Here is an 18662-nt window from a genome sequence, read left to right on the forward strand (position 1 = left end):
AATTAAACGAATCATTAAAAATTAAATCAAAAATGAAAAAATTAATCTTAATCGCAGTTGTATTCCTTGTTGGAATCCTTAACACACAAGCTCAGGTAACTGTAAGTCCAGGAATTCGTGGCGGTTTAAATATTTCGAACTTAACCAATTTTGGATCTAGCGACGCTAAAACAGATTTTTATGTGGGTGGTTTGGTAGCCATAAGATTCAATAAATATTTTACTCTTCAGCCAGAACTAACCTACACAAGACAAGGTGCAGAAGCACGTGAATACGCATTAGGATCATTTAGATCAAGTAAAGTAACCTACGAATTAAATTATGTTTCATTAGGTGCAGTTGCTAAATTTCATTTTGCAGGAGGTGGATTTCATATATTAGGTGGTCCATCTGTAGATTTTAAAACAAGTGACAATTTCCCTTCATACGACTACAATCCTGTTGGAGTTGATGTTGCTTTCGTTGCTGGTCTTGGATATACTTTACCTAATGGTTTAACTTTTGAAGCAAGATTTAAACAAGGTCTAATCGATATTTACGGATATGATGGTATTGATAACGGATACGATGATTACTATGATAACATCATATTAAATAACGTTTTCCAAATTGGGATTAGTTATACATTTAAAGTAAAATAACCTGTTAGGTGTAAATTACAGCATCTGTTCACTCGGGTCATAAAAATTTTATTTAACGTATAAAAACATAGATTTCATACGTTAAAATTAACTACACCCAACAGGGTTGAAATAAAATGTAACTATGGTTTTAAAAGACTTTTATAAAATACTTTCATTAGAAAACACAAGTGATTCTAAATACGATGCTGTCATTTTAGTAAATGATAAACACGATGTTTTTAAAGGTCATTTTCCAGACAACCCGATAATGCCGGGAGTATGTATGATACAAATTATAAAAGAACTTTCGGAAACAATTACCAAAAGTAACCTAATGATGCAAACGCTAAGTAATGTAAAATTCATGGCGCTAATTAATCCCGAAGTTACACCCGAATTACGTTTAGAATTGGATATTACCACAACCGAAGACGGTTTGGTAAAAGTAAAAAACACGACTTATTTTAATGAAACGGTTGCTTTAAAACTAAGCAATGTTTATAAAAAGACTTAATCATGAAATTATTTTTATCCTTATTTTTATTAGTAAGTCTGGTAAGTACACCAGATCTTGCAACTATCAGGAAAATATATCCAACAGCTTCAGGTTCTGAAACAAGTGCAAAAGATTTTACTGCAAAACTAAATGACATTTCGACCACAGACGAAAATATTCTGGTAGCATATAAAGCCGCTTCTATCCTATTGGATTCTAAATATGAGAAGAAAGTTTCGGCCAAAATGAGTCGTTTTAAAGAAGGTGCTAAATTATTAGAAAGCACTGTCGTAAAAGAGCCAAACTCGATAGAAATTAGAATGATTCGATTAAGTATTCAGGAAAATGTTCCTGGAATTACGGGTTATAAAAAAAACATCAAAGAAGACAAAAAATTTATTCTGGCACATTATAAAGATCAAAATACTGCGCTAAAGGAATATCTAAAGAACTTTATCCTACAATCTAAAAGTTTTTCTGCAGAAGAAAAGCAAACTGTAAAGTAGTTAAAGAAAAACCACAAAATGGAACCTATTTTATCTCAAGAAGAACAACTTGCCCAAACTAATTTTTGTGTTATTGTACCCACGTACAACAACCACAAAACGTTAGCAAAAGTTCTTGATTCTATTTTAACCTACACCAAAGATGTTATTGTAGTCAATGATGGATCGACAGATAAAACACGAGAAATTTTAGAAAATTTTCCAGAACTCATACAAATTCACCATCCCGAAAATCAAGGAAAAGGAATTGCATTGCAAAACGGATTTAATAAAGCGATTGCTTTAAATTACGAATATGCGATAACAATCGATTCCGATGGACAACATTTTGCTTCGGATATTCCTTCGTTTATAGATGCTATCCAAAAAGAACCAAATTCCTTGCTTATTGGAAGTCGTAATATGACTCAGGAAAATGTACCTAAAAAAAGTAGTTTCGGAAACAAATTTTCAAACTTCTGGTTTTGGTTTGAAACAGGAATTAGACTTCAGGACACACAATCCGGATTTCGGTTGTACCCTTTACGATTAATTCCCGAGAGACATTTCACGCCTAAATTTGAATTTGAAATCGAGATTATTGTACGTGCTGCCTGGAAAGGCATTCCGGTTAAAAACATTCCGGTCAAAGTTTTGTATGACCCTCTCGAAAGAGTTTCACATTTTCGTCCATTCAAGGATTTTACCCGAATCAGTATCTTAAATACCGTATTGGTTTTTATTGCTCTTGTTTACATTAAACCGAGAGATTTAGTTCGGAAAATTAAAAAAAAAGGACTTAAAAAATTCCTACTAGAAGATATTCTGGAAAGCGATGAATCTAATTTTAAAAAATCAGCAGCAATTGCATTAGGCGTTTTTATTGGGATTTCACCATTTTGGGGATTCCAGACCATATTACTTCTTTTCTCTGCTACCTTATTCAAGCTTAATAAAGTCATCGCTTTTTTGGCATCAAATGTTAGTTTCCCACCATTCATCCCTTTAGTAATATATGGATCTTTAAAAATGGGAAGTCTTTTTATAACAAATACAGCTCCTTTGGTACTAAATGATTCACTATCACTTACAGATGTATCAAAGAATGTAACACAATATGTTGTTGGGAGTTTAGTATTAGCATCCGTAATGGCATTATTATTAGGATCAATAGCCTACTTACTTTTAACATTGTTTAGTACACCCAAAAATAAAACCAATAATTAAATTAAATATTTTGCCACATATTAAAGGATTAAAGAAAATTATATTCGCAACGGGAGTAATCTGTACGAATCAGTATAATCAGTGGCTAAAAAAACTATAAGCATGCATCATTATTTCTACGCCATACATCTATTTGTAAATAAGAGAAAATCGTTATCGGTTTTCTTGGCAATTGCGATGCTTTTTATATTTGGATTTTTTGCTTCAAAAATTAAATTTGAAGAAGATATCACCAAACTTATTCCAACAAACGATAAAACAGATGTTACTGCCAAAGTATTAAAGCAGCTTAATTTTGCAGATAAAATCACCGTTATTTTCCAAATTGAAAAAGACGGAACAGATGAAGATTTAAAAGAAATGGCAGCAGTTTTTACCGATAGTATTGCAAAAACTTGCAAGCCTTATATAACAGCTGTACAAGGAAAAATCGATGAAGAAAACATTCAGGAAACTATCGATTTTGTTTACAACAATGTGCCTCTTTTTCTAGACGATAAAGATTATGCAACCATACAATCAAAATTGCAACAAGATAGTATTGCGGCAACAGTGCAAGGAAATTACAAATCGATAATCTCCCCTTCGGGATTTATTACCAAAGATTTTATATTACAAGATCCATTAGGGATTTCATTTATAGCCCTAAAAAAATTACAGCAATTAAATGTTGGCGATGATTTTACCCTCGACAATGGTTTTCTAATGACCAAAGACAAAAAGAAATTATTGTTGTTTATTACTTCTAATTTGCCTTCGAGCGAAACAGAACAAAACTCCATTTTTGCAGCAAAGCTTAATACAATAAAAGACAATTTAAACAAACAATTTAAAACAAAAGCTTCGATAAGTTATTTTGGATCAGCACTTATTGCTGTTGCAAATGCCAACCAAATTAAGAGTGATATTGTACTTACTACAACTATTGCAATGATTACATTAATGCTTATCTTGATTTTGTTTTATCGAAAAGTATTTATCCCATTAATCATTTTTCTTCCAACAGTTTTTGGCGCTTTATTTGCCGTTGCATTTTTATACTTTGTCAAGGAAAGAATTTCGGCGATTTCACTTGGTATTGGTTCAATTCTTTTAGGAATCACAATAGATTATTCCATACATATCTTAACACATTACAAGCACAATAGCGATGTAAAAACATTGTACAAAGACATTACGATGCCAGTAATCATGAGTAGTTCTACAACTGCCGTTGCATTTTTATGTTTGCTTTTTGTAAAATCAGATGCCTTAAACGACTTAGGAATTTTTGCTGCAGTAATCGTAATGGCTTCCGCATTTTTCTCCCTTCTCATTGTTCCGCATTTGTATAAACCAAAAGAAAACAATTTTGAACACAAGAAAAATGTGATTGATAAATTGGCGCATTTTTCATTTCATAACAATAAATTCTTAATTGGCTTTTGTGTTCTTATAACAATCATTTGTTGTTTTACTTATAACGATGTTGGTTTTAATAATGATTTATCACAACTTAATTTTGTTCCAAAAGAAATTAAAGCTGCCGAAAAAGATCTTGAAGAAAGTACAACAAGCTTAACTTCTAAAACTATTTATCTGGCATCCTACGGAAATAGTATGGAAGATGTTTTGCAAAAAAACAGCTTGCTTTTTAATGCTCTTGCAAAAGAAAAACAGGAAAACAAAATATTAAATTATAGTTCTGTAGGAGGAATTATGCTTTCGCAAAAGGAGCAAAAGCAAAAAATTGATAAATGGAATTCATTTTGGGATGCCAATAAAAAGCAACTATTAAAATCTCAATTAATAAACGAAGGTGCAAAGCTTGGGTTTAAACCCACAACCTACACCGCATTTTTTGACCATCTTGATGCTAGCTTTAAACCTATAACCTATCAGGATTATTTAAAGATAAGTGCCTTACAACTACAGGAATTTATTAGTGAGAAAAACGGCTTTTTCACCATCTCAACATTAGTAAAAGTTGCTCCCGAACAACGTGACGCATTTGTAAAATCGGCTTCTGCCAAAGATGGTTTATTGGCAATTGACCGCCAGCAAATGAATGAAACTTTCTTTAGCACACTAAAAACCGATTTTAATTCTCTTGTAAATTATTCTTTTGTCGCCGTGATTCTTATTCTGTTCTTCTTTTTCAGAAGAGTTGAATTGGTTATTATAAGTTGCATTCCGATTGCATTAACCGGAATTGTAACCGCTGGTATCATGGGAATTTTTAATATCGAATTGAATATTTTCAGCATGATTGTATGTACTTTGATTTTTGGTCATGGTGTCGATTTTAGTATTTTCATGACAAGCGCCTTACAAAAAGAATATACAACCGGAAAGAATGAGATTGCGATATACAGAACATCAATTATACTTGCGGTAATAACAACCATACTAGGAATTGGTGCATTGATATTTGCCAAACATCCCGCATTACAATCTATTTCATCAATTTCATTAATTGGGGTTTTTGCAGCGCTAATCATTACGTTTATCTTCTACCCCATTTTATTCAAGCTATTCTTGTCTAATCGCCCTAAAAACGGAAAAGCACCATTCCAGCTTCGTTCCTTTATACATGGCGTATTGTCATTTTTATACTATGGTCTTGGTGGAATCTTAATGTCTCTTTTTTGCCTGACATTTATGAAAATTCTTCCTCTAAAAGAGCAGACAAAAATAAAAGGATTCCGATATCTGATTTCAAAATTCATGAAATCCGTTTTATATACAAATCCATTTGTAAGCAAAAAAGTAATTAATATTCATAACGAGAAATTTGAAAAACCAGCTGTAATTATTGCCAACCATTCTTCCTTTTTAGATATTTTGGCAGTTGGAATGCTAAGCCCTAAAATCATTTATCTGGTAAGCGACTGGGTTTACAATTCTCCTATTTTTGGAGCTACAGTAAGAAAAGCAGGTTTTTATCCCGTATCAGAAGGTCTTGAAGGAGGTCTTGAACATTTACGAAAAAAAATAGACGAAGGATATTCCTTAATGGTTTTCCCAGAAGGAACAAGATCTGAAAGCAATCAGGTAAAACGATTCCATAAAGGCGCATTTTATCTTGCAGAACATTTTAATCTGGATATTATCCCTATCCTGATCCACGGTACTTCAGAGGCATTACCAAAAGGAGATTTCATTATATATGATAGTGCAATAACCATTTCTATTCTTGACCGAATTACTCCTGATAATCTTTCTTTTGGGAAAAATTATACCGAAAGAACAAAGCAAATAAGTACCTTCTTTAAAGCCGAATTCCATAAAGTACGAGAGCAGCTTGAAGGTCCTGATTATTTCAAAAAAATAATTATCAATAGTTTTGATTATAAAGAATCGGAAATAATAAATAGTGTAAAAAAGAATCTAAAAACCTATTTAGAGACCTATTATCTATTAAATAAATACATAAAACCTAAAGCCAAAATCTTGCATCTTACCAATGATTATGGTCAACTCGATTTACTATTAACATTACAAGAACCACAACGAAAAGTGGACTCTTATACAACCGATGAAGAAAAACATGAGGTTGCACAAACCAATTATATCGTTAAGAAAAGAGCCATACATTATCTGGAAAATCTAGATGTGGCATTACAAAAACAATATGATGTTGTTTTAATTTCCGATGAAAGTTACAACTCAATTATTGAAAAAATTATTCCGACAACATCTTGTTTTATTTTAATAAATAGCACAAGTTTAAAGGACACATTGCTTAATTTTGGCTATACTTGTACAAATGAAGAAGACAAAATTATAGTCTTAAAGAAAGAATAGCATGAAAGAACGTTATGATGTTGTTATCGTAGGAAGCGGTTTAGGCGGTCTTGTTTCGGCTATTATTCTTGCCAAAGAAGGATATAGCGTTTGTGTGCTCGAAAAAAATAATCAGTTCGGTGGAAATCTCCAAACATTTGTGAGAGATAAAACAATTTTTGATACAGGAATCCACTACATCGGAGGACTGAGCGAAGGGCAAAATTTGTATAAATATTTCAAATATCTAGGCATCATGGATAATTTGAAACTAAAAAAAATGGATGAAGATGGTTTTGATATCATCTCATTTGAAGATGAAAACAAAGAATATCCACATGCGCAAGGATATGAAAACTTCGTTGCCCAATTATTAAAACACTTCCCAGAAGAAAAAGAAGCAATAGAGAATTATTGTGAAAAAATAAAAGATACCTGCGATTCGTTCCCGTTATACAACTTGCGTTGGGAAGGGAAATACGATAGCGAAATCTTGACCTTAAATGCCAAACAAACCATCGATGAGATAACCGAAAATAAACAATTAAGAGCCGTACTTGCTGGTTCTAATTTTTTATATGCTGGCATTGAAGACAAATCGCCTTTTTATGTACATGCTTTATCTGTAAACTCATACATTCAGAGTTCTTGGCGATGTATAAATGGCGGAAGTCAGATTACAAAACAACTCATCAAACAATTAAAAAAACACGGAGGAGAAGTTCATAAATACAAAGAAGTCGTTCGTTTTAATGTAGAAGACAACAATGTTACTAATGTTAAAATAAAAGATGGAACCGAAGTTTCGGCAACGTACTTTATCTCTAACATAGAACCAAAAACCACTTTAAAAATGGTTGGCGAAGAAAATTTTAGAAAATCATTTTATAGCCGAATCCAAAGTCTCGAAGGCGTAATCTCAGCATTTAGTTTATACTTGGTTTTTAAACCAAATACCTTTAAATACATCAATCATAACTACTATCATTTTAAAAATAGTAATGATGTTTGGACAGCCCATGAGTACGACGAAAACTCTTGGCCAAAAGCATATATGGCATCCATGAACGCATCTAAGAAAGATGAAGAATGGGCGGATGGAATGACTTTTATTACCTACATGAAATTCGACGATTTATTACCTTGGGTAGATACATTTAATACGACTGCCGAAAAGAATGATCGTGGCGAAAGTTATGATGAATTTAAATCCCGTAAAGCAATCAAATTTTTAAACGAGATTGAGATAAAATTTCCCGGAATAAAAGATTGTATCCAATCGATACACACTTCTACTCCACTTTCTTATCGTGATTATATTGGTGGACATAACGGTAATATGTATGGTTACATTAAAGATTCTAACAATCCTATGAAATCATTTATTGCTTCTAAGACCAAACTTAACAACCTGTATTTAACAGGACAAAGTATTAATATGCATGGCGTTTTGGGCGTAACTATTGGCGCCGTTGTTACTTGCTCAGAAATAGTTGGGAAAGAATATCTAGTAACCAAAATCAATCAAGCCTCTGAATAATTTTGATTATGAAAAAGCGAATTCTGATTGTATTCTTAATCGGTTTTTTGTTGGTGTTTCTCTCCTGTGGCACTTCAAAATCAATGCATCATCAGCCCAATATCGCAGATTATGATACCATTTTACCTATCGTAAAAAAACAATCCGATTCGGTATTTTCAGTTGGAAAGAACTCTCTTTTAAAAAACAAACAAGGTCTTTGGGAACTTTATGTAGAAGGCGACGCTTATCAAATTGGTCTTAACTCTGGAGCATTAACTGACTCTCTTTTAAAGAAGCAAGAACTCATATTTTTCTCAAAAATTAAAGATTTAGTACCTTCAAAGTTTAAGCAAAATATGCTTAGAAACTTTTTAAAATGGTACAACAGAAAATTATACCTCAATGTTCCCGAAGAATATCAAACCGAAATTTACGGCGTTTCTCAATACACATCGCATGATTATGATGCCATCGCATCGCAATATTTACGCAATTTGTATTTGCATGCAGCTCATGATATTGGGCACGCATTACAAGATTTGGCATTAGTAGGTTGTTCCTCATTTGCTGCTTGGGGAGAAAAATCTGAAGATGGGAATTTAATCCTTGGTCGCAATTTCGATTTTTATGTAAATGACGCTTTCGCGAAAGACAAAATCGTAGCCTTTATAAAACCAAAAACAGGTCATCCGTTTATGATGGTAACCTGGCCGGGAATGATTGGAGCAGTTTCAGGAATGAATCAGGAAGGATTAACAGTAACCATCAATGCCGGAAAATCGAAAATCCCGCTAATTGCCAAAACTCCTATTTCTGTTCTCACCCGCCAAATATTACAATATGCAACCAACATTGATGAAGCTATTGCTATTGCAAAAAAGACAACCGTTTTCGTTTCCGAATCTATAATGGTAGGAAGTGCCAATGATAACAAAGCCGTTTTAATAGAAGTTTCTCCACACAAATTTGGAGTTTATGAAGTCTCAAACAACAATCAGCTTATTTGTTCTAATCATTTTCAAAGCGACGCCTTAAAAGATGACAAACGAAATGAGAACCAAATCCTAAACAGTCATTCGAAATATCGATACGATAGAATGGTGGAACTTTTTGAAGAAACTCCAAAAGTAAATCCTAAAAAAGCATCCGAAATACTCAGAAACAAAGAAGGTTTGGAAAATATTAAATTGGGTTATGGTAACGAAAAATCCTTAAATCAATTAATGGCGCACCATGGCATAATTTTTAAACCCGAAGAAAAATTAGTTTGGGTTTCTGCCAATCCGTATCAACTGGGAGAATTTGTTTGTTACGACTTGAATAAAATATTTAAAAACAGAGAGCAAACAGATACAATTGTATCTTTGTCTGAGAGTGAATTGAATATTGCCAAAGATCCTTTTTTGGCTTCAGCCGAATTTAAAAATTATCAAAAATTCAGAATTGAAGATGAAAAAATCAATTCTTATTTAAAAAGCAAGAACGCAATTTCACCTGAATTTATTCAGGAATATCAATCCTTAAACCCTGATTACTGGGTAGTTTATTACAAAGTGGGATTGTATTTTTACCAGAAAAAAGAATATGCTTTGGCACAAAATCACTTTGAAAAAGCATTGACAAAAGAAATTACCACACTTCCTGAAAAACAGAAAGTTGAAAAATATATTAAGAAAATCAAAAGAAAATTAAGATGATTCCAGAAATAGAAAAAGGTTCTTTAGAAGAAATTAAAATTTTTCAAGAACAAAAATTAGTTGAACTTTTGACTTACATAAGTCAGAATTCACCTTATTATAAAGACCTTTTTGAGAAAAAAAACATTGATGTTTCTACTATCAAAACACTGGAAGATCTTCAACTTTTACCTGTTACTACCAAAGAAGATCTTCAGAATAATAACGATGATTTTTTGTGTGTACCTATTAATAAAATCATCGATTTCGCAACCACTTCGGGAACTTTAGGTGATCCTGTAACTTTTGGTTTAACCGATGCCGATTTAGACAGATTGGCTTACAACGAAGCCATTTCTTTTGACTGTGCCGGAATCAAAGAAGGTGATATTGTACAACTTATGACTACAATTGATCGCAAGTTCATGGCTGGATTAGCTTACTTTTTGGGATTGCGAAAATTAAAAGTAGGTGTAATCCGTGTTGGTGCAGGAATACCCGAATTGCAATGGGATTCTATCTTAAAATACAATCCTTCGTACCTAATAACTGTACCTTCATTTTTGCTAAAACTGATGGAATATGCCGAAAGCCATAATATCGATTATAATAATTCGAGCATAAAAGGCGCTATTTGTATTGGAGAGTCGTTGAGAAATCAAGATTTTTCGATGAATATTTTGTCTAAAAAAATTACTGAGAAGTGGGATATTAAATTATTCTCGACTTATGCCTCAACCGAAATGAGCACCGCTTTTACCGAATGTGAACATCAAAACGGAGGACATCATCATCCCGAACTTATCATTGTAGAAGTTCTTGATGAAAATAATAATCGAGTAAAAAATGGCGAAGCTGGTGAACTTACCTTTACCACTTTAGGGATTGAAGCCATGCCTTTATTGCGTTTTAAAACTGGTGATATTGTTCAGTTGCATGATACTCCTTGTGCTTGCGGAAGAAATACTTTGCGTGTTGGTCCAGTTATCGGGCGTAAAAAACAAATGATAAAATATAAAGGAACAACGCTTTATCCGCCAGCGATGAATGATGTTTTAAGTGACTTTGATGCAATCGAAAATCATATTATTGAGATATTCACCAATGATTTAGGAACAGATGAAATCCTAATTAAGATTGCCGTAAAAAGTCAGTCGAGTGAATTGTTGCAAGAAATTAAAGATCACTTTAGAGCCAAATTAAGAGTAACTCCAAAAATAGAATTTACTTCAAAAGAAATATTAAATCCTTTGGTTTTTAACCCAATGAGTCGCAAGCCGATTCGTTTTTTTGATAATAGGATTTCTTAAAAAGAGGGACAAAGGTTCTGAGGTTCAAAGGGACAAAGGTTTTTCGTAGAGACGCACTGCTGTGCGTATAAAGCCACAAAGGTTTAAAGAAGGTTCTAGGGCTCTGAGTAACAAAGGCGCAGAGGTTTTCCGTAGAGACGCACCGCAGTGCGTCTAAAGTTGCAAGGGTTTAAAGAAGGTTCTGGGGCTCTGAGTAACAAAGGCCCAAAGGTTTTAAAATTGGAAATAATACGATCCTTTTTTAAAACCTTTGACCCTTTAATCTTTTTATAGAGATAAACTGCCGCACCTCTATAGAAAACCTTTGAACCTTTGTCCCTCTGAACCTTCTCTAAGCCTTTACACCTCTCCTACCCCTTTGAATCTCTAAATAGCAAGGAATTAAACTAAAAGTTGTAATTTTGCAAAAAATAATGAAGATGGTCAAGATTGGCAACATAGAATTACCCGAATTTCCTTTACTACTCGCTCCTATGGAAGATGTGAGTGATCCACCGTTCCGTAGATTGTGCAAAACACACGGAGCCGATTTAATGTATTCGGAATTTATTTCTTCGGAAGGATTAATTCGTGACGCTATTAAAAGCCGAATGAAGTTGGATATTTTTGATTACGAACGTCCTATTGGAATTCAGATTTTTGGTGGAGACGAAGAAGCGATGGCAATGTCATCAAAAATTGTTACAACCGTGAATCCTGATTTAATTGATATTAATTTTGGTTGTCCTGTAAAGAAAGTAGTTTGTAAAGGCGCTGGTGCAGGAGTTCTTAAAGATGTTGATTTAATGGTACGTTTAACCAAAGCTGTTATTGATAGTACTAATTTGCCTGTTACTGTAAAAACCCGTTTGGGTTGGGATGATAACTCGATAAATATCGATGAAGTTGCCGAACGCTTACAAGATATTGGAGTGCAAGCTCTAACGATTCATGCAAGAACACGTGCTCAAATGTACAAAGGCCATTCAGACTGGTCACATATTGCTCGTGTAAAAAACAACCCTAGAATTACAATGCCTATCTTCGGAAATGGCGATATCGATAGTCCTGAAAAAGCATTGAAATTTAAAAATGAATACGGTATCGACGGTATAATGATTGGTCGTGCTGCAATTGGCTATCCTTGGATTTTTAACGAAATAAAGCACTTTTTTGAAACTGGTGAGCATTTACCTGCTCCAACCGTTAGTGATCGTGTAGAAGCCGCAAGAAACCATCTTACATGGTCGATGGAGTGGAAAGGCGAACGCTTAGGAATTGTAGAAATGCGTCGTCATTATACCAATTACTTTAAAGGAATCCACTCGTTTAAAGAATACAAACAAAAACTAGTTACAATCGATGATCCTCAAGGATTATTTAATGTAATGAACGAAATCCAGGAAGTATATGCTGGATATGAATTTGTTTAAAAAGCATAAAAAAAGGAGAAGTTTAAAACTTTGACAAAGATGTTTTAAAATAAAAGACCGCCAATTGACGGTCTTTTTTATTTTACAATCATAAATGATTCTTCGTTTTTCCATTCTTGTATAATTACCACGGATTAATTTGTGGAAATTCGTGCAATCTGTGTTAGTCTTTTAAAATTACTACACCTGAGTACGTTTCCATTTTCCTTTTTTGTAAAGTACTATACTTGCTAACGTTATCGCTGTTTCGGCAACCGGAATTGCAATAAAAACTCCTGTTGGTCCCATTTTAAAATGTTTCGCTAATACATAGGCTAATGGAATCTGGAATAACCAGAACCCAAAGAAGTTTACTAATGTTGGTGTCCAGGTATCTCCAGCACCATTAAAAGTATTAATTAATACCATCCCGATTCCGTAGAAAATGTATCCAGAACTCATAATCTGTAATGCTTCGACAGCTATGTTTTGGATAAGGATATCATTGGTAAAAAATGAAACTATATATTTTGCAAAAAAGAATGTGATAAGCATAATTGTAGCCATAAAAATGACATTGTATTTTGCGGTTGTAAAAACCGATTTTTCGGCACGTTCTATTTGTTTTGCACCCAAGTTTTGCCCAACCAAAGTGGCTGCAGCATTACTTAATCCCCAAGCCGGAAGAATAAAAAACATCATGATACGTAATGCGGTTTGATATCCTGCAGAACCATGATCTCCACCTGTTGTTGCTACCAATTGTGCCAGAAAAATCCAACTACAAGATGCAATAACAAATTGTAATACTCCTGGCGCAGCAATTTTTACCAATGCCTTGATTTGCTCAAAGTCTGGAATAAAGTAAGATGAAATAATCTTTAAAACCCCACGACCATTAAACAAGTGGTACAATTGATATAATACACCAATACTTCGTCCAGAAGTTGTTGCTATTGCGGCTCCAACTAATCCAAAAGCAGGAATTGGTCCTAGTCCGTTAATTAAAATCGGACATAAAATAATATTACAAATATTAGCAATCCAAAGACTTTTCATGGCTATAGCAGCATTTCCTGCTCCACGAAATATTCCGTTGATAAGAAATAAAAGCATCACACATAAGCTTCCGCCTATCATTATTTGGGTGAATTTATAACCATATTCTGCCGCTTCTGCAGATGCGCCCATAAGTAACAAGATGTCTTTGGCATAAATAAAACCAAAAATACTAATCACACTATTAATTGCAAAAGCAATAATAATGGCTTGCATTCCTGCTTTTGCTGCGGCAACAGGATCTTTTTCGCCTATACGACGAGCAACAACTGCTGTTGCAGCCATACTAATCCCGATTGCAATTGAGTAAACAATCGTAATAACCGACTCTGTAAGTCCAACTGCCTGAATAGCAAAACTACTATGCTCCAGATGTCCTACAAAATATAAATCGACCAATGCAAAAACCGATTCCATAAGCATTTCCAAGACCATTGGAATAGCAAGAAGAATTACGGCTTTTTTGATACTGCCCGAAGTGTAATCAAAAGATTCATCTCCTTTGATAGCTTGTTTTATTGTTGAGAAAATTCGAGAAAATAAACTTTTCTGTATTGTTGTTTCTGTCATGATAATTAAGGATATATGATAAAATTGTCCAGAACCAATTATTTATTGGCTGGACTTAAAAAATTTGAAGGCATCCTAATTATTCTAAAAAATAAAATAGGATTAGGCAGAAACTATCATAGCGTATTTTTTTAAGACGATAAATATAAGTAATATTTTTAATTTTAGAATAAAAATTCTAATCTAGCAATTTTTCGCTAACGCGCTTACTTGCTATAAATGAAGCTATAAATCCAAGTGAAAATATAGTTCCTAAAACAATAAATACATTTTCGAGAGTAAAAACAACAGGAAATGCTAGCGTTGCAGTAATCATGATCAGTTCAAATCGTTGTTGTAATAGGACCAAAATAACACCTAAAACAAGACCGATTAATCCTCCAAATACACTAAGCAAGGTTCCTTGTAGCAAAAATATTTTTCGCAAATCTTTGATTTCTGTTCCTAGATTAAAAAGCGTTTTTAGATTGCCTTTTTTATCCAAGATCATCATGATTAATGCTCCAATTAAATTAAAAAGAGCTACTATAATCACCAATGTAAAGATTAAATATACCGCAATGTTTTCGGTATTAAGCATTTTATACAAAGACGCATTAAGTTGAGCCCTATTTTTTGTAGTGACTTTATTATTGAAAATCTTTTGCAATTGCGAATCGATATTAGATTCGTTTGCATTCGGTTTTAACTTAAACTCGATTCCCGAAATCTGATTCGGCTTATATTCTAATAATTCCTGAACCAACCCTAAATCTGCAAAAACATATTTAGAATCTAAATCCTCGCTTATCGAATATATCCCAACAGGCAATACATCGGTTTTACTAAAAGCTTCTTCAGGATTTTCGATAGCGCCCTTTCCAGGTTTTGGAGCAAATACTTGCAATGGATTTTCGAAATCCAATATTCCCATCGAAAAGTTTTTAGAAATCCCATACCCTACAACAACCTGATACGTATCGGGTTTTAGCCATTGTCCGTTAAAGAGTTTTTTTCTAATATCGTTTACAACAGGATAATTACGATCAACTCCTTTTAAGTAGGTAACTTGTTGTTTTCCATTAAAAATAAACAGAACCCGTTCTTCGATTATTTTGGTGTACGAAGCGATACCCTCAATTTTTTTAATCTGAGTTTCCTGATCTGGAGTAACCAAAAATGATTTTCCGTAGGTACTTTCAATTTTTAAATCAGGATCTATCTCATTTGTAAAAGAAAGACTGAATACTTTTAATCCGCTAAAAACGGATAAAACCACAAACAAAGCCATTGTACCAACAATAATTCCAAGGCTGGCAATACGATTTATGATATTGATAGCATTGTTTTTACTCTTGCTAAAAATATACCGTTTGGCTATGTAAAGGGGAAAGTTCAAACTATGATTTTCTTCTTTTTTCTAAAAGATCACGATTTTCTATTGGGTTATCTCTATTTGCTAATGCATTATCTATTTTCTCAATATAATCTAATGAGTCATCTATAAAGAAAACTAAGTTTGGCACTTTACGTAATTGTAAACGTACACGTTGTGATAAATCATGCTTAATCAAAGTTGAATTTGACTTAATTGCTGCCAATGTTTCTTTAGCTTTATCCTGAGGAAAAATACTTAAATATACTGTTGCCACAGATAAATCTGTAGTTACGCTAACTTTGGATACTGAAATTATCAAATTGTTAATTCCATTTTTTCTCACTTCACCTTGCAAAATATCAACCAAATCCTTTTGGATGACACCGCCTATTTTTTTCTGTCTATTTGTTTCCATAGTGCAAAAATACTATTTTTAAATTTCAATCGATACAATTTCAAATGAACAATAAGATGATTTTTCTATTCTTATCTTCATTAGTGCAAATTTCGATACTCTTTTTTAATAAAAGCCTAAAATTGGAATAATTATTCCTCCTCGATTTCATTTCTCCAATGTGATAAAAATCATGTTTTTTATCAGAAATATTTTACACCTTTAATAGAAATATAACAACACATCTATTATGAAAAAGAGAGAACCAATTAGTCATATAATGACTAAAACCGTAGTAACTGCAAATGAAAATGACGGCTTAAGAATGGTAGTCGAAAAGTTGAAAAAAAACACCATTAGACACATTCCAATCGTTCGAGGTAAAGAAGTGATTGGTATTATAAGTCGTACAGATATAAACCGATTAACATTTGGAGCTTTATTTGAAGGACAAGAAGGTGCCGATGAAGCAATCCTGGATATGCTTACCATTCCTCAAGTAATGACATCTAAACCTATGACAGTATCATCGGATTCAATTATAAGAGATTTAGCAGAAATTTTTGTGAAAGAAGAATTCCATGCTTTACCTGTAGTCGATAATGGAGAACTTAAAGGTATTGTTACAACAACCGATGTTGTAAGATACTTTTTAGAACAATACGATTAAATCAAAATATAACCATAAAAAAACGGGACTAATGTCCCGTTTTTTATTACATATTATACAACCAGCTTTGCGGATTGTTGTACGTTGTATTTTGTAGTATTAAGAACTTAATGGTTGTTTTTCCTGTTTCTCCACTAGTTCTAATCTTACCTATATTTTGTTTGATACTTACTTTATCTCCTTTACTTACAGATACAGAACTTAAATTTTGATATACTGTAAAGTAATCTCCATGTTGGATCATTACTGCCTTGTTTATTGGTGATAATACCATAACGCTAGATACAACTCCTTCAAAAACTGCTCTTGCGTTTGAACCTGCTTCTGTCGTGATTTCGACACCACTATTATGAATTACCAGAGTATTATAAATAGGATGTGGCTGATCACCATAACCCAATGATACAAATCCTTTTTCTACTGGCCAAGGTAATTTACCTCTATTAGCTTTAAAGTCCGCTGCTAATAATTTAGCTTCGGCTGTTAATGCAATTTTTGTATCAGATACTGCAGCAACAGATTTTGTTCCTGTTTCTTTTTCTTTTTCTGCAGCAGCTTTACGGTTGGCAGCAGCAATAGCTTCACGAATTAAACGATCAATTTGTCTGTCGATTCTTTTCGATTCCTGTTGTTTACTTTTCGTATCAGCAATAATCTTATTTTTATCTTTCTTAATCGAGTTAACTAGTTTTTGCTGTTCTTTCTTTTCTTGTTCTAATGCTACTTTTTCCTTTTCATTTTCGGCAATGATTTTTTTCTTTACCTGTCTTTGTCCGTCTAATTTTGAATTATAATCAGCTAATTGAAGTGATTTTGACTGAATTTCTTCTCCTTGATTTTTTCTAAAATTAGTATATTGTTTCATATACTGTGCACGTTTATATGCTTGCAAAAAACTCTCTGATGATAATAAGAACATCGCTCTACTTTGTTCTGAGCGACTTTTATACGATTTAAGAATCATCTTAGCATAATCAGCTTTCAATATCTCTAACTCTTTCTTAAGCTTATTAATTTTTGATTGATTGATATACATATCATTACTCAAAAGCTTCGTTTGCTTTTCGGTAGTATTGATTAGTTTTTCTTTAAGTTTTATTTTATTAGACTGAACAATAAAAACATTCACCGCAGATTTTTCTTTCTTCTTTACAGACTGCAACATTTTTTCGTTATCTCTAATTTCTTGTTGAATCTGAGCTTTACGTTGTTCCAGTTTTTCTTGTTGCGAGTCTTGCGCCCACATAAACGAAGTGGTGCAAATAAGAATTAGGCTTAGGAGAAATTTTGGCATCTTTAAAATATATTTTTGCAAACTTACTTAATTATAATTTTTTTATATCCATTTGGGACACTATAAGGAAAAGAAAGTTCTTCATTAAATGTAATTGTATTGTAATTTAAATTGATTTCTGTTTTTCCTTTTGGTTGAATCGCTTCTATTGCAATACTTGTTGGAAGTATTCCCTGATCAAAAGTTCTATTCTCACCATATGCAATTTGCATCATGATATTTTTGGAAGTTTGCGAAATTTGCTCTTTTTCCAATAACAATTTATCTGCTTCAAAAAAGAATGATTTTTTAATATCCGTTTCTTTTGCCTCGTCCAAACGATATAATCTGTCAATTAATGTTTCAGTGTATTTTCCTTTTTTTAAGTCGTCGATTGCTTCACCTATCAAAAGATTTTGAACTTTATTAAAATCTAAATCTGTTCCTAACCATTTGCTCAAACTACTAAAATCTCCATCGTAATAAGTGCTGCTTATTTTTTCATAATAGCTTACCGAATTTGGTGTAATTAAAGCCTTTGCCATTGTAATTCCAAGAAAACGAATGCTTACCAAAATCTGTTCGTCTTTTTTTATTTTTATCTCAGCCGTAACATTCTGATTTTGTTTATCATCCGAATATTTTGCACTAGCTTTAATATATAAAGTCGAAAACTGTAATTTATTATTATAATGTCCGTCGATAATTTTATTCGCAGAAACTGGATTTACTTCCTCTTTGCTTGTATTATTTCCTTGTACTGCACCCGATTTCGATTTGCACGAAACAATAAAAACGAGTAACAATAACATTAGATATTTCTTCATCAGAATTTATTTGTTTT

General features: G+C 32.9%; 15 protein-coding genes. 10 read left to right on the forward strand and 5 right to left on the reverse strand.

Annotated elements, in window-relative coordinates:
* Positions 1–32: 32 nt before the first annotated feature.
* From AC3IPI_RS05120 to dusB, 9 genes are all read left to right on the forward strand, one after another.
* Positions 33–641 carry a porin family protein gene (locus tag AC3IPI_RS05120; protein ID WP_039117435.1) on the forward strand — a complete coding sequence of 203 codons (609 nt, stop codon included), beginning with the start codon at positions 33–35 and terminating at the stop codon, positions 639–641.
* A 124-nt stretch (positions 642–765) separates the two neighbouring features.
* Positions 766–1137, forward strand: coding sequence for an ApeI family dehydratase (locus AC3IPI_RS05125; RefSeq protein WP_409417718.1), 372 nt, complete (start codon positions 766–768; stop codon positions 1135–1137).
* Positions 1138–1139: 2 nt separating this feature from the next.
* Positions 1140–1625, forward strand: coding sequence for a hypothetical protein (locus AC3IPI_RS05130; RefSeq protein WP_035620114.1), 486 nt, complete (start codon positions 1140–1142; stop codon positions 1623–1625).
* An 18-nt stretch (positions 1626–1643) separates the two neighbouring features.
* On the forward strand, positions 1644–2831 hold the full coding sequence (locus AC3IPI_RS05135; protein ID WP_489157557.1) for a DUF2062 domain-containing protein: 1188 nt from the start codon (positions 1644–1646) through the stop codon (positions 2829–2831).
* 102 nt (positions 2832–2933) lie between these two features.
* On the forward strand, positions 2934–6617 hold the full coding sequence (locus AC3IPI_RS05140; protein ID WP_489157559.1) for an MMPL family transporter: 3684 nt from the start codon (positions 2934–2936) through the stop codon (positions 6615–6617).
* 1 nt (position 6618) lies between these two features.
* On the forward strand, positions 6619–8136 hold the full coding sequence (locus AC3IPI_RS05145) for a phytoene desaturase family protein (RefSeq protein WP_489157561.1): 1518 nt from the start codon (positions 6619–6621) through the stop codon (positions 8134–8136).
* A gap of 8 nt (positions 8137–8144) precedes the next feature.
* Positions 8145–9815: a C45 family autoproteolytic acyltransferase/hydrolase gene (locus AC3IPI_RS05150; protein ID WP_489157563.1), complete on the forward strand. Its 1671-nt coding sequence runs from the start codon at positions 8145–8147 to the stop codon at positions 9813–9815.
* Positions 9812–11104, forward strand: coding sequence for a flexirubin biosynthesis putative acyl-CoA ligase FlxY (flxY, locus tag AC3IPI_RS05155; protein ID WP_489157565.1), 1293 nt, complete (start codon positions 9812–9814; stop codon positions 11102–11104). Before AC3IPI_RS05150 ends, flxY begins: the two co-directional genes overlap by 4 nt.
* A gap of 419 nt (positions 11105–11523) precedes the next feature.
* Positions 11524–12516: a tRNA dihydrouridine synthase DusB gene (dusB, locus tag AC3IPI_RS05160; protein WP_489157567.1), complete on the forward strand. Its 993-nt coding sequence runs from the start codon at positions 11524–11526 to the stop codon at positions 12514–12516.
* A gap of 180 nt (positions 12517–12696) precedes the next feature.
* Here the strand turns inward: dusB and AC3IPI_RS05165 are convergent, their stop codons facing one another.
* From AC3IPI_RS05165 to rbfA, 3 genes are all read right to left on the reverse strand, one after another.
* The gene (locus tag AC3IPI_RS05165) at positions 12697–14124 is read right to left on the reverse strand and encodes an MATE family efflux transporter (protein ID WP_489157569.1); all 1428 of its coding nucleotides are present in this window, start codon (positions 14122–14124) and stop codon (positions 12697–12699) included.
* A 178-nt stretch (positions 14125–14302) separates the two neighbouring features.
* Positions 14303–15502, reverse strand: coding sequence for an ABC transporter permease (locus AC3IPI_RS05170; RefSeq protein WP_086893895.1), 1200 nt, complete (start codon positions 15500–15502; stop codon positions 14303–14305).
* A 1-nt stretch (position 15503) separates the two neighbouring features.
* A complete protein-coding gene (gene rbfA / locus AC3IPI_RS05175) occupies positions 15504–15896 on the reverse strand; it encodes a 30S ribosome-binding factor RbfA (RefSeq protein WP_039113350.1) in 393 nt (130 codons plus the stop codon).
* A gap of 229 nt (positions 15897–16125) precedes the next feature.
* On the opposite strand from rbfA, the gene AC3IPI_RS05180 reads away from it, so the two are divergent.
* The gene (locus AC3IPI_RS05180; RefSeq protein WP_039113349.1) at positions 16126–16545 is read left to right on the forward strand and encodes a CBS domain-containing protein; all 420 of its coding nucleotides are present in this window, start codon (positions 16126–16128) and stop codon (positions 16543–16545) included.
* Positions 16546–16591: 46 nt separating this feature from the next.
* Here AC3IPI_RS05180 and AC3IPI_RS05185 read toward each other — a convergent pair whose 3' ends face one another.
* Both AC3IPI_RS05185 and lolB1 read right to left on the reverse strand, forming a co-directional pair.
* On the reverse strand, positions 16592–17839 hold the full coding sequence (locus tag AC3IPI_RS05185) for a murein hydrolase activator EnvC family protein (protein ID WP_039113347.1): 1248 nt from the start codon (positions 17837–17839) through the stop codon (positions 16592–16594).
* Between the two features lie 23 nt (positions 17840–17862).
* Positions 17863–18645 (reverse strand): lipoprotein insertase outer membrane protein LolB1, encoded by a 783-nt coding sequence (gene lolB1 / locus AC3IPI_RS05190; RefSeq protein WP_489157572.1) that lies wholly within the window; start codon positions 18643–18645, stop codon positions 17863–17865.
* Between the last annotated feature and the right edge of the window lie 17 nt (positions 18646–18662).

The organism is Flavobacterium sp. GL_143, assembly GCF_057834355.1.